This is a genomic window from Halospeciosus flavus (assembly GCF_029814175.1).
GTDB lineage: Archaea > Halobacteriota > Halobacteria > Halobacteriales > Halobacteriaceae > Halospeciosus > Halospeciosus flavus.
Genome location: NZ_CP122312.1, coordinates 2904064 through 2927991 on the forward strand (window position 1 = coordinate 2904064; position 23928 = coordinate 2927991).

Annotated in this window: 23 protein-coding genes; 19 read left to right on the top strand and 4 right to left on the bottom strand. The window is 67.6% G+C overall.

Annotation, left to right across the window (positions count from 1 at the left end; translation table 11 throughout):
* Window positions 1-12: 12 nt before the first annotated feature.
* Window positions 13-1353 carry a DNA primase DnaG gene (gene dnaG / locus P0Y33_RS15370; protein ID WP_279528264.1) on the bottom strand — a complete coding sequence of 447 codons (1341 nt, stop codon included), beginning with the start codon at window positions 1351-1353 and terminating at the stop codon, window positions 13-15.
* Between the two features lie 174 nt (window positions 1354-1527).
* Between dnaG and P0Y33_RS15375 the strand changes: the two genes are divergently transcribed.
* The 3 genes from P0Y33_RS15375 to P0Y33_RS15385 are packed head-to-tail and all read left to right on the top strand — an operon-like array spanning window position 1528 to window position 4144.
* Complete coding sequence (locus P0Y33_RS15375; protein WP_279528265.1) at window positions 1528-1737, top strand: DUF3311 domain-containing protein; 210 nt, start codon at window positions 1528-1530, stop codon at window positions 1735-1737.
* Window positions 1734-3236 carry a sodium:solute symporter family protein gene (locus tag P0Y33_RS15380; RefSeq protein WP_279528266.1) on the top strand — a complete coding sequence of 501 codons (1503 nt, stop codon included), beginning with the start codon at window positions 1734-1736 and terminating at the stop codon, window positions 3234-3236. Before P0Y33_RS15375 ends, P0Y33_RS15380 begins: the two co-directional genes overlap by 4 nt.
* 2 nt (window positions 3237-3238) lie before the next feature.
* Window positions 3239-4144 carry an HFX_2341 family transcriptional regulator gene (locus tag P0Y33_RS15385; RefSeq protein ID WP_279528267.1) on the top strand — a complete coding sequence of 302 codons (906 nt, stop codon included), beginning with the start codon at window positions 3239-3241 and terminating at the stop codon, window positions 4142-4144.
* Here the strand turns inward: P0Y33_RS15385 and P0Y33_RS15390 are convergent.
* A complete protein-coding gene (locus P0Y33_RS15390; protein WP_279528268.1) occupies window positions 4141-4815 on the bottom strand; it encodes a DUF1405 domain-containing protein in 675 nt (224 codons plus the stop codon). The two genes, P0Y33_RS15385 and P0Y33_RS15390, sit on opposite strands and share 4 nt — an antisense overlap.
* Window positions 4816-4982: 167 nt before the next feature.
* Here P0Y33_RS15390 and P0Y33_RS15395 point away from each other — a divergent pair, with 167 nt between their 5' ends.
* The 13 genes from P0Y33_RS15395 (at window position 4983) to P0Y33_RS15455 (ending at window position 18635) form a co-directional block, all read left to right on the top strand.
* Window positions 4983-5606: a hypothetical protein gene (locus P0Y33_RS15395; protein WP_279528269.1), complete on the top strand. Its 624-nt coding sequence runs from the start codon at window positions 4983-4985 to the stop codon at window positions 5604-5606.
* 51 nt (window positions 5607-5657) lie between these two features.
* A complete protein-coding gene (locus P0Y33_RS15400; RefSeq protein WP_279528270.1) occupies window positions 5658-7259 on the top strand; it encodes an ATPase domain-containing protein in 1602 nt (533 codons plus the stop codon).
* Entirely contained in the window at window positions 7252-7860 is a 609-nt protein-coding gene (locus tag P0Y33_RS15405; protein WP_279528271.1) for a hypothetical protein, read from the top strand. Before P0Y33_RS15400 ends, P0Y33_RS15405 begins: the two co-directional genes overlap by 8 nt.
* Window positions 7861-7916: 56 nt before the next feature.
* Entirely contained in the window at window positions 7917-8825 is a 909-nt protein-coding gene (gene pdxS / locus P0Y33_RS15410; protein ID WP_279528272.1) for a pyridoxal 5'-phosphate synthase lyase subunit PdxS, read from the top strand.
* Between the two features lie 80 nt (window positions 8826-8905).
* On the top strand, window positions 8906-10201 hold the full coding sequence (locus P0Y33_RS15415) for an aminotransferase family protein (protein ID WP_279528273.1): 1296 nt from the start codon (window positions 8906-8908) through the stop codon (window positions 10199-10201).
* A 318-nt stretch (window positions 10202-10519) separates the two neighbouring features.
* Window positions 10520-11725, top strand: coding sequence for a LeuA family protein (locus P0Y33_RS15420; protein WP_321170500.1), 1206 nt, complete (start codon window positions 10520-10522; stop codon window positions 11723-11725).
* Window positions 11726-11987: 262 nt separating this feature from the next.
* Window positions 11988-13709 carry a biosynthetic-type acetolactate synthase large subunit gene (ilvB, locus tag P0Y33_RS15425; RefSeq protein WP_279528275.1) on the top strand — a complete coding sequence of 574 codons (1722 nt, stop codon included), beginning with the start codon at window positions 11988-11990 and terminating at the stop codon, window positions 13707-13709.
* A gap of 2 nt (window positions 13710-13711) precedes the next feature.
* The gene (gene ilvN, locus P0Y33_RS15430) at window positions 13712-14299 is read left to right on the top strand and encodes an acetolactate synthase small subunit (RefSeq protein ID WP_279528276.1); all 588 of its coding nucleotides are present in this window, start codon (window positions 13712-13714) and stop codon (window positions 14297-14299) included.
* 7 nt (window positions 14300-14306) lie between these two features.
* Window positions 14307-15356 (top strand): ketol-acid reductoisomerase, encoded by a 1050-nt coding sequence (gene ilvC / locus P0Y33_RS15435; RefSeq protein WP_279528277.1) that lies wholly within the window; start codon window positions 14307-14309, stop codon window positions 15354-15356.
* Window positions 15349-15609: a hypothetical protein gene (locus tag P0Y33_RS15440; protein ID WP_279528278.1), complete on the top strand. Its 261-nt coding sequence runs from the start codon at window positions 15349-15351 to the stop codon at window positions 15607-15609. Before ilvC ends, P0Y33_RS15440 begins: the two co-directional genes overlap by 8 nt.
* Window positions 15606-17033: a 3-isopropylmalate dehydratase large subunit gene (gene leuC, locus P0Y33_RS15445; protein WP_279528279.1), complete on the top strand. Its 1428-nt coding sequence runs from the start codon at window positions 15606-15608 to the stop codon at window positions 17031-17033. The genes P0Y33_RS15440 and leuC overlap by 4 nt, the downstream gene beginning before the upstream one ends.
* Window positions 17030-17674 (top strand): 3-isopropylmalate dehydratase small subunit, encoded by a 645-nt coding sequence (gene leuD / locus P0Y33_RS15450; protein ID WP_279528280.1) that lies wholly within the window; start codon window positions 17030-17032, stop codon window positions 17672-17674. Before leuC ends, leuD begins: the two co-directional genes overlap by 4 nt.
* Window positions 17667-18635, top strand: a complete 969-nt coding sequence (locus P0Y33_RS15455) for an isocitrate/isopropylmalate dehydrogenase family protein (protein ID WP_279528281.1) — start codon at window positions 17667-17669, stop codon at window positions 18633-18635. The genes leuD and P0Y33_RS15455 overlap by 8 nt, the downstream gene beginning before the upstream one ends.
* A 154-nt stretch (window positions 18636-18789) precedes the next feature.
* Here the strand turns inward: P0Y33_RS15455 and P0Y33_RS15460 are convergent, their stop codons facing one another.
* Entirely contained in the window at window positions 18790-19665 is an 876-nt protein-coding gene (locus tag P0Y33_RS15460) for a homoserine kinase (RefSeq protein ID WP_279528282.1), read from the bottom strand.
* A 136-nt stretch (window positions 19666-19801) separates the two neighbouring features.
* Here P0Y33_RS15460 and P0Y33_RS15465 point away from each other — a divergent pair, with 136 nt between their 5' ends.
* Complete coding sequence (locus P0Y33_RS15465; protein ID WP_279528283.1) at window positions 19802-21121, top strand: NAD(P)/FAD-dependent oxidoreductase; 1320 nt, start codon at window positions 19802-19804, stop codon at window positions 21119-21121.
* Between the two features lie 169 nt (window positions 21122-21290).
* Entirely contained in the window at window positions 21291-21857 is a 567-nt protein-coding gene (locus tag P0Y33_RS15470; RefSeq protein ID WP_279528284.1) for an NAD(P)-dependent oxidoreductase, read from the top strand.
* 12 nt (window positions 21858-21869) lie between these two features.
* Here the strand turns inward: P0Y33_RS15470 and P0Y33_RS15475 are convergent, their stop codons facing one another.
* Entirely contained in the window at window positions 21870-22475 is a 606-nt protein-coding gene (locus P0Y33_RS15475) for a DUF6149 family protein (RefSeq protein ID WP_279528285.1), read from the bottom strand.
* A 117-nt stretch (window positions 22476-22592) separates the two neighbouring features.
* Between P0Y33_RS15475 and P0Y33_RS15480 the strand changes: the two genes are divergently transcribed.
* Window positions 22593-23840 (top strand): NAD(P)/FAD-dependent oxidoreductase, encoded by a 1248-nt coding sequence (locus P0Y33_RS15480; RefSeq protein ID WP_279528286.1) that lies wholly within the window; start codon window positions 22593-22595, stop codon window positions 23838-23840.
* Window positions 23841-23928 lie beyond the last annotated feature (88 nt).

Consider the following 23928-nt stretch of genomic DNA (forward strand, 5'->3'; position numbering starts at 1 on the left):
AAAAACGGAACCTCAGAACCGATCTGCGGTCAGGACGCGGACCGACGCGGGCTGTTTGACGAACTGCCCTTCTTCCGTACCGACCAGTTTCGCGACGCCGCGCTGGGCCGCGAGGTCGAGCAGTCGTTGGGTGACGGTCCCGTCGAGGACGACCGCGGACGGGACGTCGTCGGCGTCGGCGAGCGCGTCGAACGCGTCGTCGGCGGGCCGTTCCTCGACGACTTCGAGGTCACCGTCGAGCAGTCGGACGCGCCCGCTCCCCCGCAGGTCCTCGACGTGGTCGGCGACGGTCTTCGGTGCCGGTTCGCTGCCCTTCGGATGGGCGGTCGGCGACTCGGTCGTCGCTCGGTCGGTGGACTCGGTCGAGTCCGGTGCGGGTGCGGGACGCGTACTCCCGTCGGTGGCGGCGTTCGCCGTCTCCGGGTCCGCCGCGTCCGGCGTCGCGGCCGCTTCGCGCGCCTCGGGCTCGGCTCCGGCCGTCCGTTCGGTCTCGGCCTCGTCTTCGGCCTCGGCTTCGGATGCGGCTTCAGATTTGGCTTCGCCCTCGGAGACTGCCCCGGGGTCGAAGGGAACCTTCTGCCGGAGGGCGGCGTCCACTTCGGCGCGGTCGAGGTCTTCGACCGACGACCCCTCGGGCGGGTGGGCGACGTAGTCGACGTCACCGACCTGGGCCAGTTCGCGCAGGATGAGGTCGCCGCCGCGGTCGCCGTCGAAGAACGCGGTCGTGGTGCGGTCTTCGGTGAGCGCGGTGACGGCGTCGGGGACGTCCGTCCCCTCGACGGCGATGGCGTTCTTGATGCCGTAGCGGAGGAGTCGCTGGACGTCCGCACGCCCCTCCACGACGACGACGGCGTCGCTGTCGGGGACTCGCGGGCCGGCCGGGAGCCCCTCGTACTCGGTGATGTCGTCGACGCGGACGCTCTCGCGGACCTCGTCGACGAGGTCCTCGCCGTCGAACGCGCCGTCGTCGAACGCGGTCGCGAGGAGTTCCTTCGCGCGGTCGACGACCTCCCGACGCTTGGCCGCGCGGACGTCCTCGATGCGGGCGACGTCGACCGTCGCGCGGCAGGGACCGACGCGCTCGATCGCCTCCAGCGCGGCCGCGAGGATGGCGGTCTCCACCTTGTCGAGGTTGGAGGCGACCGTGATGTGGCCGAACGACTGGCCACCCTCGCTCTCCACGGAGACGTCGATTCGGCCGAGTTTCGACGACTCCTGCAGGTCGCGTAGCTCCAGTTCGTCACCCAGCAACCCCTCGGTCTGGCCGTAGACCGCACCGACGACGTCGCTCCTGTCGACGACGCTGTCGGCGACGAGGTCCGCGTGGATGAGGTACTTTGCCGTGTCTTCCATCGAACTACGTACGTTTGGAGCGGCGTGTGGAAATAATTGTCGTCGGGTCCAGACACCGGTTCCGGCGGCGTCGCGTCTCGATTCCACCCGTTTCGATGAATAATTCTCTTCAACGAGCGCAATTGAAGCCACGACGGCAATACTTAACACGGAACGCAGTGAGAAGCGCCTAGTATGGTCACGCGTTCGGCGGTCGGCTGGGGGGTCGTCTTCGCGGTGCTCGTCGCACTCGCGATACCGTGGTTCATGTGGGGGGACACCACCGTCGTCGCCGGGTTACCGGTGTGGTTGTGGTGGCACGTCGGGTGGCTGGCGCTCACGTCCGTCGCGTTCGCGCTGTTCGCCCGCCGCGACTGGGGCACGTTCGTGGGGGTGGGCCGGTGAGCCTCGTCGTCGAACTCGGGGTGGTGTTCGCCTACCTCCTCGTCGCGCTCGTCGTCGGCGCCGTCGCCTACCGCGCCACCGAGCGCTCCGCCGAGGACTACTACCTCGCGGGCCGCGGACTCGGCACGGTGGTGTTGCTGTTCACCACGTTCGCGACGCTCCTCTCGGCGTTCACCTTCTTCGGCGGCCCGAACCTCGCCTACGCGGCCGGTCCCGAGTGGATCCTGGTGATGGGCCTGATGGACGGCGTGCTCTTCGGCCTGCTCTGGTACTTCCTCGGTTACAAGCAGTGGCTCGTCGGCCGCGCGCAGGGGTACGTCACCCTCGGCGAGATGCTCGGCGACCGCTTCGGTTCGTCGGCCCTCCGGGGGTTGGTCGCCGCCATCTCGCTGTTCTGGCTGTTCCCGTACGTGATGCTCCAGCAGATGGGGGCCGGCACCGCCCTCGTCGCCCTCACCGACGGCGCCGTCCCCTACTGGGCGGGCGCGGCGCTCGTTACCGTGTTCATGATCGCCTACGTCGTCGTCTCGGGGATGCGCGGCGTCGCCTGGACCGACACCATCCAGGGGTTGTTCATGCTCGTCGTCGTGTGGGCCGCCTTCCTCTGGGTGGGCGGCGCGCTCGCTGCGACCGGCCAACTCGGGGGCGCACTCCCCGACGAGTTCCGCGCGCTCGGCGGCGGTCTCTACTCTCCGCAGTGGATGCTCTCGCAGGCCATCGGCATCGCCCTCGGCGTGACGATGTTCCCGCAGGTGAACCAGCGCTTCTTCGTCGGCGAGTCCGAGAGAGTGCTCAAGCGCTCGTTCGCCCTCTGGCCCGTGCTCGTCCTGTTGCTGTTCGTCCCCGCCTTCCTCCTCGGGTCGTGGGCCGCCGGCGTCGGCATCGAGACCTCCGGGAACGTCCTCCCGGTCCTGCTGAACGAGTACACGCCGGGGTGGTTCGCCGCGCTCGTCGTCGCGGGCGCGCTCGCGGCCATGATGAGTTCCTCCGACTCGATGCTCCTCTCGGGGTCGTCGTACTTCACCCGCGACCTGTACCGGCCGTTCGTGAACCCCGCGGCGAGCGACCGACGCGAGGACCTGCTGGGACGGGTCGGCGTCGCCGTCTTCGCGACGGGCGCGTTCGTCGCGAGCCTCTTCGAACCGGGGTCGCTCGTGCAGGTCGGGTCGACCGCGTTCGGCGGGTTCGCGCAACTCGCGCTCCCCGTCGGCGTCGCGCTCTACTGGCGCGGGACCACCCGCGCGGGGATGCTCGCCGGTGTCGCCGGGAGCCAGGCCTTCTACCTCTGGACGGTGTTCGGTCCCGAGGTGACGCTGGGTGGAGTGCCCGTGCTCGTCTCCACCTACTGGGGGTGGTCGGCGTCGATGGTCGGCGTCGTCCTCGGACTCGTCCTCACGCTCGGTGTCTCGGCGTTCACCGCGCAGGCCGCGGGCGAGGACAGCGCCGTCTACTTCGAGGGACTCCGCGCGGCCGCGAGAGCGGACGCGGAGGGTGAGTGACGATGCAGACGCACATCGTGCCGGTCGGCTTCGACTACGACCGGCTCATCGCTCCGCTCGTCCGCGAGCGCCTCGAAGTCGACCGCGTCCTCCTCCTGCAGGGTGCGGTCGGGAGCGAGGAGAACGTCGAGTACTCCCGTCGCCTCGCCGGCAAACTGGAGCGCGACTTCCGGAACCTCCTCGGCGCCGAGACGGAACGCGTCACTCTCGACGACGTCTACGACTACGACGCCGCGTTCGAGCGTGCGTTCGACCTCATCGCCGAGGAACTCGACGCCGGCAACGAGGTCTGGGTGAACATCGCCTCGATGCCCCGGACGGTGAGTTTCGCGTTCGCGACGGCCGCCCACTCGTTGAGCGTCGAGCGAGAGACCGACCGCGACCGCATCCACACCTACTACACGGTCCCCGAGAAGTACCTGGAGACCGAACTCGCCGAGGAACTCCGCGCGCAGGTCGACCTGCTCTCGGACCTCGACGGGGCCGACCTCGACGCCGTCGACGAAGAGCGCGTCGCCGAACGGGTGGCGAGCGCCCGCGACCTCCTCTCGGAGTTCGACGAACGCGGGACGACCATTGGCGCGAAGGAGGTCGGCGGCAGTCACGTCCTCGAACTCCCGGTCGCCTCCTTCTCGAACGTCAAGCCCTTCGAGGAACTCGTCCTCTTCACCCTCGGTGAGCACGGCGAGTTCGAGAGCGTCAGCGACCTCGCGAAGACGCTCGCCGACGACCTCGACGAGGAGCACACCGACAGTTTCCGCTCGAAGGTCATCTACAACGTCGACCGCCTCGGTCCCGGTGGGAAGGGCTACGTCGAGCAGGACGAACACGGGAAGTCCTACCGGACGAGGCTCTCGCGCATCGGGGAACTGTGGGTCCGCGCCCACAGAGAAGGGTTCGAGACCTAGACCCGCGTTTCGAGTTTCTTCACGCGCGTCGTCAGCAGGAGGAACGTCGCGACGACCGTGAGGACGACGGCGCCCGCGGCGGCGAGGAGGTGGGGGTCGGTCGGGTGCGTCCACGAACCGTCGAGGACCCCCTGCGGCGGGACGAGAGTGTGGTGGGGCGTGCCGAGAACGGGCACGAAGTAGTCGACGACGTCGTTGAGGAGGTACCACCCGACGGCGACGGCGGCCGCCCACACCGGGAAGTCGCTGTAGCGGTGGACGACGAACGCCTGGACCACCATCGCGAGGTGACTCCAGAAGAGGAAGTGGTACATCGCGGGGTGGAGGTATGAGAAGCCGTCCGCGAACACGAGGAGGACGTACGGCGTCCACGCGCCGAGTTTGATACAGCCGACGAACGCGAGCGCGTCGAGCCACGGCTGTTGGCGGCCGAGGCGCCACGCGGCGAGCGAGAGACCGATGAACAGGGTCGCGACGGGGCTATCCGGGACGAACAGCCACATCGCCGGTGGCTCGAAGCGCGACTGCGGGAGGTAGTAGTAGAAGCCGAAGGCGGTCCCGAGTAGGTTGGCGGCGACGACGACCGGGAGCAGTCGGAACGCCACGTCTTCGAGCCACCCGGGGAGCGGTGCGACGTACCACGGCAGCGACTCTCGGGGCGGCGTCGACATTGCCCGAGAATTCGCGTCCACCGGCAAAATCCTGCCGACTCCGACACGTCCCAACATACTATATACCGGCTATACGATAAATCCAAGTACCGTTGTCCCCCAACCGAAGTGCCGAACTCCGCCGTGACGGCGACCGAGCCAACAGGACCAGCGGGAGGAGTAACGTCATGAGCCCAGGCCGTGACACCGACGGGCCGTATCGTGAGAGTGCACGCGCGCTCGCCAAACAGATCACGCACGTCTTTCGCTACCACGACGAGAACGAGCGGGAGGCGGCCATCGAGGCCATGTGCGTCGTCGACGAGGCGCAGTTCGCACACCTCTCCGCGGAGGAGGCCGACGCCGCCGCCGAAGCGTACGTCGACGCCCTCTGGGCGAAGGACGCACTCGAAGCCGAGTACACCGCGGAAACCGGCGAACTCGACTGCGAGGGGTTGTTCGAGGCGGACTGGTCGCCGGTCGAGTCGGCGTTCCGTCGCCGTGCCGACGTGGCCGGAATCGACGAGCGGTACGCCGACGTCAGCACGGTGGCGTGGCGCAACCACAAGGCCGGACGTGGCGACTACTGGACGGCGTTCCAGCAGGCACAGGTGTACGAACTCCGGGCGGCACTCCAGGACGAGGAGTACCCCCACAAACCCCGCTACGGCCAGTCCGGATTCGGTCCCGAGGCCGCCCGCTACGCCGTCGCGGTCGAACTCCACGACATGCACACCGAAGAGCACTGGCGGCAGGCCGTCGAGGTCATGACGCCCTACTTCGAGCGCATCCTCCGAGAACACCGGGAGTGAACCCTTAGTTTATACCTCCGGAAGGCCGAGGTACGTTGAACGAACATGCCGGTGGACACGGGAGTCGAGCTCCTGAACAGAGCGCTCGGTGGTGGGTTCCCGACGGGGCGCTCGATGCTCGTCACGGGTGGACCGGGGACCGGAAAGAGCACCCTCGCCATGCAGTTCCTCCAGGCGGGAATCGAGCGCGGCGAGCGCTGTCTCTACGTCAGTACCGAACAGACCCCGGACGAACTCCGAGACGCCTTCGAGCCGTTCGCCTTCGACCTCGACCACGAGGACCTCGTCGTCACGAGCGTCCACGCCACACACGGGACGACGTTCGAGTCGGGCGATGAGTCGACGCTCACCCTGGAGACGCTCGACGAGGAGGAGGTGCTCGGCGGCGAGTTCGGCGCCCCCTTCGAAGCGCGCTACATCCAGCAGTACCTCGAACGCTTCGGGCCGTGTGACCGCGTCGTCTTCGACAGCATCTCCGGGCTCGCCCCGATGGCGAGGGACGAGGACGCCTTCCGTCGGGCGGTCCTCGACCTCGTCCAACTCTTCACCGACGACTTCGGCGCGACGACGGTGTTCACCGCGGAGGGCGACGGGAGTGAGTCTACCGACGGCGGCGGCGTCGACGATCTCCAGTACAGTACGCACGGTGTGATCCGCCTGTGGCGCGAGCGGGTCGAGGGCGACGTCCACCGGTACCTCCGCGTGCTGAAACTCCGCGGCGTCGACCACGACACCCGTCGCTACGAGGTGGAGATCGGTCCCCGCGGCGTCCACCTCGCACCGCGCCACCGGACCCGCTCGCAGTCGTTCCTCCAACACGAGTTCGAGACGACGAACGTCCCCGGACTCGACGAACTGACCGGCGGCGGGTTCGTCCGCGGGAGTACCGCTCTCGTCGAGCACGACGGCCGGGCCGAGGTGAACACCATCATCCTCTCGCTCATCGAGGCGGCCTACCAGAACGACCAGGCGATCGTCTTCTTCCCCTCCGCGAACATGGAACCGGACCGGTTCGACCGGATGCTCCCCGAGGGGATGCCGACGGTCGAGGAGTTACTCGCCGAGGACCGCCTGTTCGTCCTCGACTTCGTCGGGACGTGGTCGCACCTCGAGAAGAACGTGTACTCGTTCGGACAGGCGAACGGACTGTTCGAGCAGATGGTCCAGGAGATCCGGACGGTCCAGTTCGTCAAGATAAAGCGCGCCGTCGAGCGGGTCAACCGCGCTCGCGGCGAGCGGTCGGTGTTCACGCTGCTCTACACCGAGTCGCTCCTCCAGCGCCTCCGGCCGGAGGAAGTCCGGCAGATGTACTACTGGGCGAAGGGCAACCTCCTGCGACCGGACGACCGCGTCCTGTTCGTCCAGAACCCCGGCGTGATGGACGACTCCCTCGCCGAGTTCTACGCCTACGACTCCGAACAGGTCCTCCGAACGTGGCTCGAAGACGACGGACTCCAGTACATCAAACTGGAGAAGTCGCCGAGCGGAGACCTCGGACGAACCGGTCTCGTCCACCACGTCGACGAACCCCCGTACGTACGCGTCCAGCGCCACGACTCGCGAGAATCAGTCTCTGAGAGTGACAAAACACTCAATAGCGAGGGTAGCCCCACTAGAGCTAGTGAGTATGTCGACAGGGGGGAGGATGACTGAAGGGGACCGGAGGGAGAGCGCGACGCGGTTGGCGACGCGGCTCGTCGAGGGGTTCCAGTACCACGACGAGGACGACCGGGCCGGCGCACTCGCCTCGTTCCGGGCCGTCGACGCGGGGCAGTTCGCCCACCTCGGCAACGAGGGCGTCGACGCGGCGAGCGAGGCCTTCGTCGACGCCCTCTGGGCGAAAGACGACCTCGAAGCCGACTACATCCTCGAAGACGGCGAGGAGATCGACGTGGTGGGACTCCGGGAGGCGGATTGGTCACCGATCCGCGAGGCGTTCCTCCGCCGAGCGGACGCCGCGGGCATCGACGAACAATACGCGGACGCGAGCACGGTGGCGTGGCGCAACCACAAGGTCGGCGGCGACTACTGGTCGGCGTTCCAGCAGGCCCAGGTGTACGAACTCCGGGCGGCACTCCAGAACGAGGAGTACCCCCACAAACCCCGCTACGGCCAGTCCGGGTTCGGTCCCGAGGCGGCCCGGTACACGGTCGGTGTCGAACTGCACGATATGCACACCGAAGAGCACTGGCGGCAGGCCGTCGAGGTCATGACGCCCTACTTCGAGCGCATCCTCCGCGGCCACCGCGAGTGACGGTCTCGTCGGTAACAATCGGCATTACTTAGGTAGTCCTCTCGCTAGCCAGGGCTATGTCCGAAGAAACCGACCTCGAAGGACTCAAACGAGGGACCGAACTCGTCAAGCGCGGGTTCGCGCGGATGCAGAAGGGCGGCGTCATCATGGACGTCGTGAACGCCGAGCAGGCCCGGATCGCCGAGGAGGCCGGCGCGGTCGCCGTGATGCACCTCGAAGCCGTCCCGGCCGACATCCGCAAGCGCGGCGGCGTCGCCCGGATGGCCGACCCCAGCGGTATCCAGGAGGTCATCGACGCCGTCTCCATCCCCGTCATGGGGAAGGTACGCATCGGCCACCGGAAGGAGGCCGAGATCATGGAGGTCGCGGGCGCAGACATGATCGACGAGTCGGAGGTGCTCACGCCCGCCGACGACACGTACCACATCGACAAGCGCGACTTCACCGCGCCGTTCGTCTGTGGCGCGCGCAACCTCGGCGAGGCGCTCCGACGCATCCACGAGGGCGCAGCCATGATCCGGACGAAGGGCGAAGCCGGGACCGGCGACGTCAACCAGGCCGTCCACCACCAGCGCCAGATCAAGAGCGCCATCCGCAAACTCGAGGGGATGAACTACGAGGAACGCGAGATGTGGGCGCGCGAGCACGAGGCCCCCAACGACCTCGTCCACGAGACGGCCGAGATGGGTCGACTGCCGGTCGTCAACTTCGCGGCCGGGGGCATCGCCACGCCCGCGGACGCCGCGCTCATGATGCACCACGAGTGCGACGGAATCTTCGTCGGTTCCGGCATCTTCGGCGCCGAGGACCCCGAGGCGATGGGGCGGGCCATCGTCGACGCCGTCAACAACTGGGACGACCCCGAGCGCCTCGCCGAAATTGCCTCGAACATCGGCGCGGGGATGAAGGGCGAGGCCAACGTCGACCTCCCCGAAGAGGAGCAGTTCCAGGGCCGCGGTAACTGAGTCGAGTCGACGGCGAGCGAACCCGTCCCGTCCCGGTCCCCCGGGCGAATCTTTTTCCTCCCGTTCGTCCATTCACTCGCATGGAGCAGTCTGCAATCCCGCACTGGTACGGGCCAGACGACGACGTCCTCACCGTCGCGGAGGGCGAGGACGCGACCGTCTACGACGAGGACGGCACCGAGTACCTCGACTTCCTCTCGCAACTCTACAGCGTGAACGCCGGCCACTCCTGCGAGCGCATCGTCGAGGCGATGACCGAGCAGGCACGCCGGATTCCCTACGTCTCCTCGTCGAAGCACACGCCCATCCGCTCGGAACTCGCCGGCAAACTCGTCGAGCGCGCGCCGGACGGTCTCACGGACGTCTTCTTCTCCGTCACGGGGAGCGAGGCGAACGAACTCGCCCTCCAACTCGCCCGCGAGTACCAGGACGCGCCGAAGGTCCTCTCGCGGTGGCGCTCCTACCACGGGTCGACCTACGGCGCGGCGGCGCTCACGGGCGACCCCCAGACGCGCGCACCGGTCGAGAAACACGCCGCGACCACCGGCTACACGAAGTTCCTCCCGCCGCTGGACTTCGGCGGACCGTTCGACGCCGACACGCCCGAGGAACTCGCCGAGAAGGCCGCCGACCACCTGGAGTGGGTCATCAAGAACGAGGGGCCGGACTCCATCGCCGCGCTCGTCACCGAACCCGTCGGCGGGACGAGCGGTGCCTACACCGCCCCGCCGGGTTACTTCGAGCGCGTGCGCGAACTCTGTGACGAGTACGACATCCTCCTCGTCGCCGACGAGGTCATCTCCGGTTTCGGCCGGTGTGGCGACTGGTTCGCCATCGAGGGCGAGGGCGTCGAACCCGACCTCGTCACCTTCGCGAAGGGCGTGACCAGCTCCTACGCGCCGCTCGCGGGCGTCCTCGTGAACGAGGGGCTCGCCGGGATGGTCGAGGACGAGGGCCTTCCGACCGGTCAGACGTTCGCCGGTCACCCGGTGAGCTGTGCGGCTGGCGTCGCGGCCATCGACGCCTACGAGGACGGCCTGCTGGAGAACGTCCGCGCGCTCGCGCCCGAACTGGAGTCGGGACTGCGCTCGCTCGAAGACGAGTACGACGTGGTCGCGGACGTCCACGGCCGCGGGTTCCTCTGGGGCGTCGAGTTCGCCGACCCCGAGACGGGCGAGCACTTCTTCGACCCGCGCGTCGACGAGGGTGACAACCCCGTCTCGGACGTGCTCGCCGAGGCGCGAGAGCGCGGCGTCCTCTTCGGCGGGGGGCGTCCGACGGTCCAGGTCATCGTCTCGCCGCCGCTGTGTGCGACCACCGACGAGATCGACACCGCAGTCGAGGTCCTCGGCGAGAGTATCGACGCCGTCTTCTGAGGGGGCCACCCGCTCGGCCACTGCCACCGCGTTCCCGATTCCCGGTTTCCCGGTTCGTCAACTTTTCCGAGCGCGCGCGCCCCGTATCTGGACGTTCGCCACACCTATTTTCGCCGCCGCGACGGCAATCGAGAGGTTCGTGACAATAGGGGCCTATTACCATATATATCCCCTAATAGTCGCCGCCTGCGTGCGGTTTTCGTCGAAGCGCACGGACGTCCACCGGTGACCGGGTGTCGCAAGAATCTGTCACAGGGACAGGTTTATGTATGCTGGCGATTGGACGTTCGTACACGATGTCTCACAACGAGACTCCCGGTGCAAGTCCGGGGGACCGAGTTCTTCCAGGGCACATTAGCCCACAATAACGAAGACGAATTCGAAGACGCACGGATTTTCGACACCACGCTACGCGACGGCGAGCAGACGCCGCGAACGTCGTTCGACTACGACGACAAACGCGAGATAGCGGCGGTGCTCGACGAAATGAACACCCACGTCATCGAGGCAGGGTTCCCGGTCAACTCGGACGCCGAGTTCGAGACCGTCCGGGACATCGCCGAGGCGACGTCGACGACGACCTGCGGGCTGGCCCGCGTGGTCGACAAGGACGTCGAGGCGGCGCTGGACGCCGGAGTCGACATGGTGCACGTGTTCGCGTCCACCAGCGACATCCAACTCCAGGACTCGATGCACGCGACTCGCGAGGAGGTCGTCGAACGCTCCGTCGAGGCAGTCGAACGCGTCCGCGACGCGGGCGTCGAGGTGATGTTCTCACCGATGGACTGCACGCGCACGGAGACCTCCTTCCTCGGAGAGGTCGTCACCGCCGTCGACGAGGCCGGTGTCGACTGGATCAACCTCCCGGACACCTGCGGGGTGGCCACGCCCGGTCGCTTCGGCGACCTCGTGAAGTTCGTCGTCGACCAGGTCGACGCACGCGTCGACGTCCACACGCACGACGACTTCGGGATGGCCTCCGCGAACGCCATCGCCGGCTTCTGTGCCGGCGCCGACCAGGCGCAGGTGTCGGTCAACGGGATCGGCGAGCGAGCCGGGAACGCGGCCTACGAGGAGGTCGTGATGGCCGTGGAGTCCATCCACGGCGTCGACACCGGCATCGACACGACCCGCATCACCGAGCTGTCACGACTCGTCGAAGACCGCTCGGACGTGCCGGTACCCGCGAACAAGCCCGTCGTGGGGGACAACGCGTTCTCCCACGAGAGCGGTATCCACGCCGCGGGCGTCATCGAGAACGCCGAGACGTTCGAACCGGGCGTGATGACCCCCGAGATGGTGGGTCACGAACGCCAGGTCGTCCTCGGCAAACACACCGGCACCCACGCCGTCCGCAAACACCTCGAGGACGACGGGTACGACCCGACCGACGAGCAAGTCCGAAAGGTCACCCGGAAGGTGAAAGACTACGCCGCGGAGAAGCACAAGGTCTCGAAGACCGAACTGCGCGAGTTCGCGGCCGAGGTCGGCGTCGAACGACCCAAGGAGGAAGTGCAGGCCTGACGATGGCGACCGGCAGGGTCTGCGGAACCGGGAAGGCTTATGTAGGTCGACGGCCTTCTCTCGACTACCATGCGACACCACACCGCGGTTTCCGGCACGCGCGTCGGGGCCAGCGGTGCGAGCGTCGCCCTGCCGATCCGCTCCCTTCTCGGTATCGTAGGGGCGTAAGCCCCCGATACCACTCCCTCAGACCCGGCCGTCGTCTCGTCCCCGAACTACCAGTATCCAGTAATCCGATGCGTACACCCACACACCCGTACCGATGAGCGAAACCGAGAACCCACGACAGGAGGAGAGTGCCGTCGAAACCGGCGCCGAGTCCGTCGTCGCTGCGCTCGAAGCAGCCGGCGTCGAGACCGCGTTCGGCGTCCAGGGCGGGGCCATCATGCCCGTCTACGACGCCCTCTACGACTCGAGCGTCCGCCACATCACGATGGCCCACGAGCAGGGCGCCGCCCACGCCGCCGACGCGTACGGCGTCGTCACCGGCGACCCCGGCGTCTGCCTGGCGACGTCCGGTCCCGGCGCGACCAACCTCGTCACCGGCATCGCCGACGCCGACATGGACTCCGACCCCGTGTTGGCGCTGACCGGCCAGGTCCCGACGGACCTCGTCGGGAACGACGCCTTCCAGGAGACCGACACCACGGGCGTCACCACCCCAATCACGAAGGCGAACTTCTTCGCCGACGACAGCGACACGGTCGGCGAACTCGTCGGCAACGCGTTCGCACTCGCCCGCGACGGCCGACAGGGACCGACGCTGGTCGACCTGCCGAAGGACATCTCGAACGGTGACAGTTCGGAGGTGCCGGGCGAACCGGAACCGCCCGAGCAGTACCACTACGAGACCGAGGCCGACCCCGAGAGCGTCGACCGCGCGGCCCGCGCCATCGCCGACGCGAAACGGCCCGTCATCCTCGCGGGTGGCGGCGTCATCAAGGCCGAGGCGAGCGACGAACTCCGGCAGTTCGCCATCGACCACGGGATTCCGGTGGTCACGACGATGCCGGGCATCGGCGCGTTCCCCGAGGACCACGACCTCGCGATGGAGATGGCGGGTATGCACGGCACCGGCTACGCCAACCTGGCCACCAACCACACCGACGTGATGTTGGCTATCGGGACCCGCTTCGACGACCGCCTCACCGGCGGCGTCGAGTCGTTCGCGCCCGGCGCCGAGGTCGTCCACGTCGACATCGACCCCTCGGAGATCTCGAAGAACATCCACGCCGACTACCCGCTGATCGGCGACGCCGCCGAGGTGCTCCGGCAACTCGACTCCGCGCTACCGCGCGCGCCGGACGCCGAGGCGTGGCGCGAGCAGTGTCAGACGTGGAAGGAGGAGTACCCGATGGAGTACCAGGCGCCCGAGGACGAACCCCTGAAGCCGCAGTTCGTCGTCGAGGCCGTCGACGAGGCCACGTCCGACGACACCATCGTCACGACGGGCGTCGGCCAACACCAGATGTGGGCCTGCCAGTTCTGGACGTACACGGAGCCCCGGACGTGGGTCTCCTCTCACGGACTCGGGACGATGGGGTACGGTCTCCCCGCCGCCATCGGCGCGAAGGTCGCCGCCCCCGACCAAGACGTCGTCTGCTTCGACGGCGACGGTTCCTTCCTGATGACGTGTCAGGAACTCTCCGTCGCGGTCCGCGAGAACCTCGACATCACGGTGTTCGTCCTGAACAACGAGGCCATCGGCATGGTCCGCCAGTGGCAGGACGCCTTCTTCGAGGGCCGTCGGATGGCCTCGGAGTACCCGTGGATTCCGGACTTCGCGACGCTCGCCGAAGCGTTCGGCGCGACCGGACTCACGCTGACCGACTACGACGAGGTCCCCGACGTCGTCGAGGAAGCACTGGACACCGACGGCCCGACCGTCGTCGACGTCCACATCGACCCGCGTGAAGAAGTCTTCCCCATGGTTCCAAGTGGGGGGGCGAACGACCAGTTCGCACTGCGGGGTGAGCACCTGTAACCATGACTGGAGAACTCCCCGGACCTGCACCCGAAGAACGGCCCCGGCCAGAGGGCCGGCGGACCAAGCAGGGCATCCGCATCAACCCCGAGGCGGAGGCCCAACCGGAAGTCTGTCGCGAAGTCCTCACCGCGCTCGTCGACCACGAGCCGGGCGTCCTCGCGGACGTCTCCGGCCTGTTCGCGCGCCGCCAGTTCAACATCGAGAGTCTCACGGTGGGTCCGACCACCCAGGAGGGACTCGCACGCATGACCATCGTCGTCGAAGAAGACGAACCCGGCGTCGAGCAGGTCAAACGCCAACTCCGCAAGGAACTGCACGTTCGCTCGGTGCGGGAACTCGACGGCGCCGTCGAGCGCGAACTCGCACTCATCAAGGTCGACGGCGACGACCCGGCCGGCGTCTCCTCGGTCGCGGAGATGTACGGCGGCGAGGCCGTCGAAGCCGGTGCCGACGTCATCACCGTCGAACTCACCGGTACGGAAGCAGAGATCGACGCGGCTATCTCCGCGTTCGAACGATTCGGCGTGCGCGAGGTCGCCCGCACGGGCACCGCCGCGCTCGCCCACGGCACCGAAAACACCGTCTAACACAACCATGACAGACAAATCGAAGTTCACGCAGCCGATCTACCACGACGAAGACGCGGATAGCTCCTACATCGAAGACAAGACCGTCGCCGTCCTCGGCTACGGCAGCCAGGGCCACGCACACGCCCAGAACCTCGACGACAGCGGCGTCGACGTGGTCGTCGGACTCCAAGAGGGGTCGTCGACCCGGAAGGCCGTAGAGCAAGACGGCCTGCGCGTCGCCACGCCCGTCGAGGCCGCGGCCGAGGCGGACATCGTCTCCGTCCTCGTGCCGGACACGGTCCAGCCGGCCGTCTACGAGGCCATCGCACCCGAACTCGACGCCGGCGACACGCTCCAGTTCGCCCACGGGTTCAACATCCACTACGGGCAGATCGAACCGCCGACGGACGTCGACGTGACGATGGTCGCCCCGAAGTCGCCGGGTCACCTCGTCCGCCGCAACTACGAGGCCGGTGAGGGGACGCCCGCGCTCATCGCCATCGAACAGGACTACAGCGGCGAGGCCAAACAGGAGTCCCTCGCCTACGCGCAGGCCATCGGCTGTGCCCGCGCCGGTGTCCTCCAGACGTCCTTCCAGGAGGAGGTCGAATCCGACCTCTTCGGCGAGCAGGCCGTCCTCTGTGGCGGCGTCACGAGCCTCGTCAAGCACGGCTTCGAGACCCTCGTCGACAACGGCTACAGCCCCGAGATGGCCTACTTCGAGTGCCTGAACGAGCTGAAGCTCATCGTCGACCTGATGTACGAGGGTGGCCACGCCGAGATGTGGAACTCCGTCTCCGACACCGCGGAGTTCGGCGGTCTCACCCGCGGCGACCGGATCGTCGACGAGAACGTCCGAGAGAACATGGAGGAGGTCCTCGAAGAGGTCCAGAACGGCGAGTTCGCCCGCGAGTGGATCACCGAGAACCAGGCCGGCCGTCCCTCCTACGAGCAGCGCCGCGACGCCGAGATGAACCACCAGATCGAGGACGTCGGTGGTCGCCTGCGCTCGCTGTTCGCGTGGGCCGACGAGGACGAAGAGACGGAGACACCCGAGGCACCGGCAGATGACTGAGGACGACAGTCGAGACACGATGCGAGAGGTCAGTCACACGAACCCCGACGACCCGCGGAACGTCTTCGGCGAACTGTTCCGACGCGGCCCCTCGACCGTCGCCGACGGGGGTCAGTCCGCGCAGAGCGCGGACGAACGGACGAGCGGCGAAGCCGTGAGTCGCGAGGAGAACGAGCGAACGATGGCCGAAGTCAGCCACACGGCGTCCGACGCGCCCGACGTAAACGAAGTCTGGGAGCGCGGTCAACGATGAGCGAGGGAACCCTCTACGACAAGGTGTGGGACCGCCACAAGGTCACCGAACTCCCGACGGGACAGACCCAACTGTTCGTGGGTCTCCACCTCATCCACGAGGTGACGAGTCCCCAGGCGTTCGGGATGCTCCGCGAACGCGACATGGAGGTCGCCTTCCCGAAGCGCACCCACGCGACCGTCGACCACATCGTCCCGACGTCCGACCAGTCCCGTCCCTACCAGGACGACGCGGCCGAGCAGATGATGGCCGAACTCGAGGAGAACGTCCGCGAGGCGGGCATCGAGTTCTCGGACCCGAACTCGGGCGACCAGGGCATCGTCCACGTCATCGGTCCGGAGCAGGGACTCACCCAACCCGGCACGACCATCGTCTGCGGTGACTCACACACGTCGACACACGGTGCGTTCGGCGCGCTCGCGTTCGGGATCGGCACGTCGCAGATTCGCGACGTGCTCGCGACCGGGTGTGTCGCCATGGAGAAACAGAAGGTCCGGCGCATCGAAGTCGAGGGCGAACTCGGCGACGGCGTCGAGGCCAAGGACGTCATCCTCGAGATCATCCGCCGACTCGGCACCGACGGCGGCGTCGGCTACGTCTACGAGTACGGCGGCGAGGCCATCCGCAACCTCGGCATGGAGGGACGGATGTCCATCTGCAACATGTCCATCGAGGGCGGCGCCCGTGCGGGCTACGTCAACCCCGACGAGACCACCTACGAGTGGTTGGAGGGGACCGACGAGGTCCCCGACGACCCCGAGGAGTTCGCGGAACTGAAGGAGTACTGGGAGTCCATCAGGTCCGACGAGGACGCCCAGTACGACGACGTCGTCACCATCGACGCGGACGACCTCGAACCGGTCGTCACGTGGGGCACCACGCCCGGTCAGGGCGTCGGCGTCACCGAACCCATCCCCGAACCCGAGGACCTGCCCGAGGACAAACAGGACACCGCCCGCCGCGCGCAGGAGCACATGCGCGTCGAACCGGGCGAGACGATGGAGGGCTACGACATCGACGTCGCCTTCCTCGGTTCCTGTACGAACGCCCGCCTGCCCGACCTGCGTCGTGCGGCGCGCATCGTCGAGGGCCGCGAGGTCCACGACGACGTCCGCGCGATGGTCGTCCCCGGCAGCCAGCGCGTCCAGCGCGCCGCCGAGGAGGAAGGTCTCAAGGACGTCTTCGAGGAGGCCGGCTTCGACTGGCGTAACGCCGGTTGCTCGATGTGTCTCGGCATGAACGAGGACCAACTGGAGGGCGACGAGGCCTCCGCGTCCTCGTCGAACCGCAACTTCGTCGGCCGCCAGGGCTCGAAGGACGGTCGGACCGTCCTGATGAACCCGCAGATGGTCGCCGCCGCGGCCATCTACGGTGAAGTGACCGACGTTCGAGAGGTCGAGGAGAAGGAGGTGACTCGCGCGTGAGCGACGGACCCGCCGAGACGGTGAAACACGTCGAAGGCTCGGGCGTCCCCATCCGCGGGAACGACATCGACACCGACCAGATCATCCCCGCGCGCTTCATGAAGGTCGTCACCTTCGACGGTCTCGGGCAGTACGCCTTCTTCGACCAGCGCTTCACCGAGGAGGACGAGCAGAAAGACCACCCGTTCAACGAAGAGCGCTTCCAGGACTCGAACGTCCTGGTCGTCAACTCGAACTTCGGCTGTGGCTCCTCCCGGGAGCACGCCCCGCAGGCGCTCATGCGCTGGGGCATCGACGCCATCGTCGGCGAGTCGTTCGCCGAGATCTTCGCGGGCAACTGTCTGGCCCTGGGTATCCCAACCGTCACGGCCGACCACGAGTCCATCAACGCGCTCCAGCAGTGGGTGGACGACAACCCCGACGGCGACATCGAGGTCGACGTCGCCGCGGAGACCGTCACCTACGGCGGCAACGAGTTGAGCGTCTCCGTCGACGACGCCCAGCGCAAGGCGCTGGTCGAGGGGGTCTGGGACACGACCGCCCTCATGAAGTCGAACGCGGAGACGGTGAAGGAGACGGCACGCTCGCTACCGTACATCTCCGAAGACGAGATTCCGCCCACGGAGTCCGCAGATGACTGAGGAGATCGCCGTCATCCCCGGCGACGGCATCGGCAAGGAGGTCGTCCCGGCGGCACTCGACGTGCTGGAGGCGACCGACGCGGACGTCGTCTTCGAGCACGCCGAGGCCGGCGACGAGGTGAAAGAGCAGACCGGCGAGGCGCTCCCGCCCGCGACGGTCGAACTCGTCGAGGAGTCCGACGCCACGCTGTTCGGTGCGGCCGGCGAGACGGCCGCCGACGTCATCCTCCCGCTACGGGAGGCCGTCGACTCCTTCGTGAACGTCCGTCCCGCGCGGACCTACCCCGGCGTCGACGCCGTCAAGCCCGAGACGGACCTCGTCATCCTCCGCGAGAACACCGAAGGTGTGTACGCCGGCCACGAGGCGCGGCTCACCGAGGACGTCTCGACGCTCACCCGCGTCGTCTCGAAGTCCGCCTCCGAACGCCTCGCGGAGTTCGCCTGCGATTACGCCCCCGAGGGGTTCACGGTCGCGCACAAGGCGAACGTGATGCGCGTCACCGACGGCCTATTCAAGGACACGGTCCAGCAGGTGGCCGACGACAACGGCGTCGAGACGGACACTGCGCTGATGGACGCGATGGCGACCCACCTCGTCATGAACCCCGAGCAGTACGACACCATCGTCTGCCCCAACCTCGCGGGCGACGTGCTCTCGGACCTCGCGGCGGGGCTAGTCGGCGGTCTCGGCCTGCTGCCGAGCGCCAACGTCGGCTCCGACAACGGTGTCTTCGAGCCAGTCCACGGCACCGCGCCGGACATCGCCGGTCAGGGTGTCGCCAACCCCTGTGCGACCATCCTGAGCGCGGCGATGCTCCTCGACTTCCTCGACTACGAGGACGAGGCCGACCGCGTCCGCCAGGCGGTCGAGAACACCCTCGAAGCCGGTCCCCGGACGCCGGACCTCGGCGGCGACGCCACCACCGACGAGGTGGCCGCGGCTATCGTCGACCGGCTGTAGCGACCGGACCACCGACTCTCCGGATCTTTTGGCGAACACGCGGACGACTCGGAACTCGGTCACCGACGGGTCCGCCGCGGATTTCGCTCCCGTCGGTCGCGACAGTTAGCGCACGCGGGAGAGTGGTCCCGTCTTCGTACTTGAACTTGGAGAATCAGACGAATTCGGCACCGTCGCCGACTTCGGTGCAGAACGCACGTGCCTCGACGCCGGCGTCCTCGAAGGCGTCGACGAGTGCGGAGGCGACGTCGCGGCGGCGGCCCGGGTAGCAGGTGGCGACGACGCCCGGCCCGGCGCCGCTGACGGTGACGCCCGTCGCACCGGCGCCTTCGGCCGCCTCGCAGGCCGCGGCGTAGCCGTCGATGAGTTCCGCGCGTGCGGGCGTGACGACGGACTCTCGGAAGCCACGGCCGACGAGGACGGGGTCGTCGCGCTCCATCCCGACGGCGAGCGTCGCGGCGCTGCCGACGGTCTCGACGACGTGGTCCATGCTGGCCGAGTCGGGGACGACTCCGCGGGCGTCGCGCGTGGAGACGACCGTCTCGGGGAGACAGGCGACCAGTGGGAGGGAGGCGTCGACCTGCGTGATGCCGTCGTCGCGGACGACGGTGAAGCCGCCGAGGATGGCGGGCGCGACGTTGTCCGCGTGGGCTTCGCCCGAGACGGCGGCTTCCCCCTCGGCGGCGACGCGGACGAGGTCCTCGCCCGAGAGGTCCCGGTCGTAGAGTTCGGCGAGCGCGACGGCGGCGCCGGCCGCGCTCGCGGCGGAGGAACCCAGTCCCGACGAGGGGCGGATGCCCTTGTCGATGTGGATGTGCGCGGGCGCGTCGAGTGCGTTGGCGACGACGCCGGCGGTGTTCTTCGCTGGCTCTTCGGGGATGTACTCGCTGCCCATCCCCGTGACTTCGATGGTCGTCTCGTCGGCCTTCTCGACACGCACCACGTCCCCCGGTCGGTCGAGCGCCACGCCGAACACGTCGAAACCACTCCCGAGGTTCGCACTCGTCGCAGGCGCTCGTACCGAAATCATTGCCAGGGAGTAGCGAGCGCCACGCCAAAAGGGTAGCGAAGCGGGCCAGTCGAGCAGGACCGAGATGCACCGCTACGAGGTCCCGACTGCCGTCGGGACCGTAACCGTAAACCGCCATCCCCTCGGATTCGGAGGTATGATCGGCATCGTCGGCGGCGGCATCGCGGGACTCGCGGCGGCCCGACGCCTCCAACAGCGGGGTCACGAGGTCCGCGTCTTCGAGGCCACCGACCAGATCGGCGGTCTCGCGGCGACCTACGGGACGGCAGGCGACCGCATCGAGAAGTTCTACCACCACCTCTCGGCCTCCGAGGGGACCATCGTCGACCTGATCGACGAACTGGGTCTCGGCGACGACCTGGAGTGGCCCATCGGCAAGAACGCCTACTACGTCGACGGGACGGTCCACCCGCTGGACAAACCGTGGGAGATCGCCGCCTACCCCCATCTGAGCCTCTACGACACGTTCCGGCTCGCGATGCTCACGATGGAGATCGACGTCCGCGGGGGCATCCCCTCCTTCGACACCTACGAACGCCTCGAAGACTTCGAGGACGTCCCGATCAAGGAGTTCCTCCTCGAACACACGACCCGCGGCGTCTACGAGAACTTTTTCGAACCGCTGCTCGACGCGAAGTTCGGCCAGCGCAAGGAGGACGTGAGCGCGGCGTGGCTCCTCGGGCGCATCAAGTTCCGCGGCGAGCGCGACCTCCTGCGCGGGGAACCGCTCGGCTACCTCGAAGGCGGGTTCGGTCGCCTGCTCGACCGACTCGTCGAGGACGTGGGCCGCGACGTCGTCGAGACGAACACCCGCGTCACGAACGTCGGCTTCGACGACGGCCAGGTCCGGACCGTCACCGTCGAACGCGACGACCACGCCGAGGCCGAGACCTACGACGTCGACTCGGTCGTCGTCGCCGCGATGCCCAACGTCCTCGAAGCCCTGACGGGCTACGAGTGCGACATCGACTTCCAGGGGACGGTGTGTTCGGTCGTCTCGATGGACGAGTCGCTCACCGACACCTACTGGCTCAACATCGCCGACGAGGCGCCCTTCGGCGCGCTCATCGAGCACACGAACTTCATCCCCGAGGAGCAGTACGGCGGCGAACACCTCCTCTACGTCCCGAAGTACATTCAGAGCCCCGAGGACCCCGTCTGGCAGATGGACGACGACGAGGTCGAGGACCTGTGGCTCTCGGGCATCGAGGACCTCTTCCCCGACTTCGACCGCGAGTCGGTCAACTGGGTGAAGACCGCCCGCAACCCCCGGACCGCCCCCGTCTACGAGCGCGGCTACCTCGACATGGTCGTCCCCTACGACCTCGGTGACGAGGTGGCCGAGGGCGTCTACTACGCGGGGATGGCCTCACGCGCGCAGTACCCCGAGCGAAGTCTGAACGGCGCCATCGTCGCGGGCTACGAGTGTGCGGACCGGATTTCGGGCGTGGAGTGACGAGATTCGGGGCGACCGGAGGGAGCGAGAATCTCGAAACGACGAGCGGGAGCGAAGCGAGTGCCAGCGAGCGACGCGACACGCGAGTGACATACAGACCGGGACGCAGGACGCGGTCGGCCGACCGTGTTCCGGTGTCGCTTTCCGCCTGTAGCACCTAGAACGGCCAATGCGAGTCACGGTCTTCGGCGCGAGTACCGAGACGGGTCGAGCGGTCGTCGAGCGACTGCTCGACGCCGGCCACGACGTCACCGTCCTCGCGCGTGACGAAACCGACCCCGCCGACTTCCCGGTCGACCTCGGAGACGTCCACGTCGTCGAGGGCGACGTCCAGGACATCCAGACGGTCGAAGACGCGGTCCACGGCGCCGACGCGGTGGTGACGGCTTTCCGCGAACCGCTCCCGCACACGCCCGGCACCGACAACGCCGACGCGATGCACAACGTCCTGAAGGAACTCGACCGCTACACCGCCGACCGCCTCGTCGCCATCACCGGCGAGAAGGAGGACGCGGGTGGCCTCCGCGAGCGTTTCGACGAGTTCCTCTCCTCGACGGTCGGCAACGAACCGAACTACGAGAGACAGGAGCGACTGGTCCGCGAGAGCGACGCCGACTGGACCGTCGTCCGCCCCGCACCCGGAGACGACCCCGACGCGGTCGCAGCGGTCGTCGTCTCGCTGCTCGAAGCCGAATCGCACGTCCACGAGACGGTCGGCGTCCCGCTCACGACCTGAGACGGAACGCGGCTACTCGTTCTCTTTCGCGTTCGACTGCTCGACGTCCGCGCCGACGGCCCGACTGACGTCGACGTCCTCGGGCTCCTCCCGACCGCCTTGCTGGACGTCGCCGGCCTCGTCCTCGACGTAGACGTCGTCGGCGAAGCCACCGGTCGCGTGCGGGAACTCCCCCTCTTCGAGTCGCTCGGGCGTCGCCGGCGCGTCCGGCAGGCCACCCGCGGGTTCGAACTCGCCGAGCGGGTCCACGACGGAGATGTCGTGGCGTTCGAAGAACTCGCGGTGGCGCTCGTAGTGGGCTTGGACCTCCTCGGGCGGGAACTCCATCATCTCCGCCCAGCCGTGGTCGTAGAAGTCGAAGGTGCCGACGATGTGGGTCATCTCGCGGGCCGTCGCCTCGTCGTAGCCCTCCTGGAGGGCCGCGAGGTACATGTCGATGGCACCGTCGAAGAACGCCTCCAGGTGGGGTTCGCGTTCCTCGCGGTGGGTCTCGTCGGCCCATCCGGCGAAGATGCGGACGTGGAGGTCGACCAGTTTGTCGTGGACGGTGTCGCCGACGACCGGGAGTTCGAGGGCTTTCCGCGCCGCGAAGTGCCGGACGTTCTGCCGGAGTTTCATACGTCCGGCTTGGGCGTAGAGCACCAAAAGCCGTGTGCGCCCGCGGCAGCGGCAACGCGTGCCGCAAGCGTAGCGGGATAGCAACCCACTTTAACCCCGCATGACAATCCTCGAAGTATGAGTCAGTCGTACGTGATCATCGGCGACGGGATCGCGGGGAGTTCCGCCGCCGAGACGATCCGGGAGGAGGACCCGGAAGCCGACGTCACGATCATCACAGACGAGGGTGAACCCCTCTACAACCGTATTCTCATCAAGGAGTTCGCGAAGGGCAAACTCCCCGAAGCACCCATCGGCATCCACGACGAGGAGTGGTACGAGGAGCGCGACATCTCGCTCCGACTCAACACGCTCGTCACCGACGTCGACGTCGACGCCCACGAACTCCGGACCCACGAGGGCGACACCATCGAGTACGACAAACTCCTCGTCGCGACCGGTGGAACGCCCGTCCAACTCCCCGTGGAGAACTCCGACGCCGACGGCGTCCACCACTTCTGGACGTTCGAGGACGCCCGCCGCATCCGCGAACACGCCGAGTCCGCCGACAGCGGCGTCGTCGTCGGTGCGGGGCTCCTCGGCATCGACCTCGCGGCCATCTGTGCCGCCCAGGGCGTCGACGCGAAGTACCTGATGCGCGGCGACCGCTGGTGGCGCTACGCGCTCAGTTCCGAGGGCGCGGAGATCGTCCACGACGCGCTCCGGGAGAAGGGGGTCGACCCCATCTTCGAGGCGGGCGCGGAGTCCTTCGAGACCGACGACGAGGGGAACGTCGTCGCCACTCACGCCGGCGACGGCAACGTCTACGACTCCGAGTTCGTCGGCATCGCCATCGGTCTCGACTTCAACACCGAGTACCTCCAGGACACGCCCATCGAGACGGAGACGGGCATCGTCGTCGACGAACACATGCGGACCAACGTCGAGGACGTGTACGCCGCCGGCGACATCACGGAGTTCTACGACGTCGTCCTCGACGAGCACGCCCAGAACGGTTCGTGGGGGAGCGCCAAAGAACAGGGCTCCATCGTCGGACAGAACATGGTCGCGGGCGACGACGAGGAACCGGAGACGTTCCGGTGGGTCTCCTCGTACTCCATCACGCACTTCGACTTCCCGTTCCTCTCCTTCGGCTTCCCCGACAAGGGCGACGCCGAGTGCGAACGGACCTACGGCGACCAGGAGTGGCGCCGCCTCACGTTCAAGGACGGCAAACTCATCGGCGGCGTCCTCGTCGGGAACCTCGCCCCGCAGTCGAAGTACAAGAAACTCATCCGCGAGGAGGTCGAGGTCGCCGACCAGCAAGACGTCCTCCTCCAGGAGAACTTCGACCTCGACGACCTGGAGACCGCGACCGACATCTGAGCGTTCCTCCCCGTTTTTCTCCCCTCTCTCGGACAACATTTATGGGGTCGTGTGTCATAGGATAACGTGGCCCACATCGGCCGGTGTC

Excerpts from the sequence above, each read along its gene's own strand:
- dnaG (WP_279528264.1), bottom strand. The coding sequence starts at position 1,353 with ATGGAAGACACGGCAAAGTACCTCATCCACGCGGACCTCGTCGCCGAC.
- P0Y33_RS15375 (WP_279528265.1), top strand. The coding sequence starts at position 1,528 with ATGGTCACGCGTTCGGCGGTCGGCTGGGGGGTCGTCTTCGCGGTGCTC.
- P0Y33_RS15385 (WP_279528267.1), top strand. The coding sequence starts at position 3,239 with ATGCAGACGCACATCGTGCCGGTCGGCTTCGACTACGACCGGCTCATC.
- P0Y33_RS15390 (WP_279528268.1), bottom strand. The coding sequence starts at position 4,815 with ATGTCGACGCCGCCCCGAGAGTCGCTGCCGTGGTACGTCGCACCGCTC.
- P0Y33_RS15395 (WP_279528269.1), top strand. The coding sequence starts at position 4,983 with ATGAGCCCAGGCCGTGACACCGACGGGCCGTATCGTGAGAGTGCACGC.
- P0Y33_RS15405 (WP_279528271.1), top strand. The coding sequence starts at position 7,252 with ATGACTGAAGGGGACCGGAGGGAGAGCGCGACGCGGTTGGCGACGCGG.
- pdxS (WP_279528272.1), top strand. The coding sequence starts at position 7,917 with ATGTCCGAAGAAACCGACCTCGAAGGACTCAAACGAGGGACCGAACTC.
- P0Y33_RS15415 (WP_279528273.1), top strand. The coding sequence starts at position 8,906 with ATGGAGCAGTCTGCAATCCCGCACTGGTACGGGCCAGACGACGACGTC.
- ilvB (WP_279528275.1), top strand. The coding sequence starts at position 11,988 with ATGAGCGAAACCGAGAACCCACGACAGGAGGAGAGTGCCGTCGAAACC.
- ilvN (WP_279528276.1), top strand. The coding sequence starts at position 13,712 with ATGACTGGAGAACTCCCCGGACCTGCACCCGAAGAACGGCCCCGGCCA.
- ilvC (WP_279528277.1), top strand. The coding sequence starts at position 14,307 with ATGACAGACAAATCGAAGTTCACGCAGCCGATCTACCACGACGAAGAC.
- P0Y33_RS15440 (WP_279528278.1), top strand. The coding sequence starts at position 15,349 with ATGACTGAGGACGACAGTCGAGACACGATGCGAGAGGTCAGTCACACG.
- leuC (WP_279528279.1), top strand. The coding sequence starts at position 15,606 with ATGAGCGAGGGAACCCTCTACGACAAGGTGTGGGACCGCCACAAGGTC.
- P0Y33_RS15455 (WP_279528281.1), top strand. The coding sequence starts at position 17,667 with ATGACTGAGGAGATCGCCGTCATCCCCGGCGACGGCATCGGCAAGGAG.
- P0Y33_RS15460 (WP_279528282.1), bottom strand. The coding sequence starts at position 19,665 with ATGATTTCGGTACGAGCGCCTGCGACGAGTGCGAACCTCGGGAGTGGT.
- P0Y33_RS15465 (WP_279528283.1), top strand. The coding sequence starts at position 19,802 with ATGATCGGCATCGTCGGCGGCGGCATCGCGGGACTCGCGGCGGCCCGA.
- P0Y33_RS15470 (WP_279528284.1), top strand. The coding sequence starts at position 21,291 with ATGCGAGTCACGGTCTTCGGCGCGAGTACCGAGACGGGTCGAGCGGTC.
- P0Y33_RS15475 (WP_279528285.1), bottom strand. The coding sequence starts at position 22,475 with ATGAAACTCCGGCAGAACGTCCGGCACTTCGCGGCGCGGAAAGCCCTC.
- P0Y33_RS15480 (WP_279528286.1), top strand. The coding sequence starts at position 22,593 with ATGAGTCAGTCGTACGTGATCATCGGCGACGGGATCGCGGGGAGTTCC.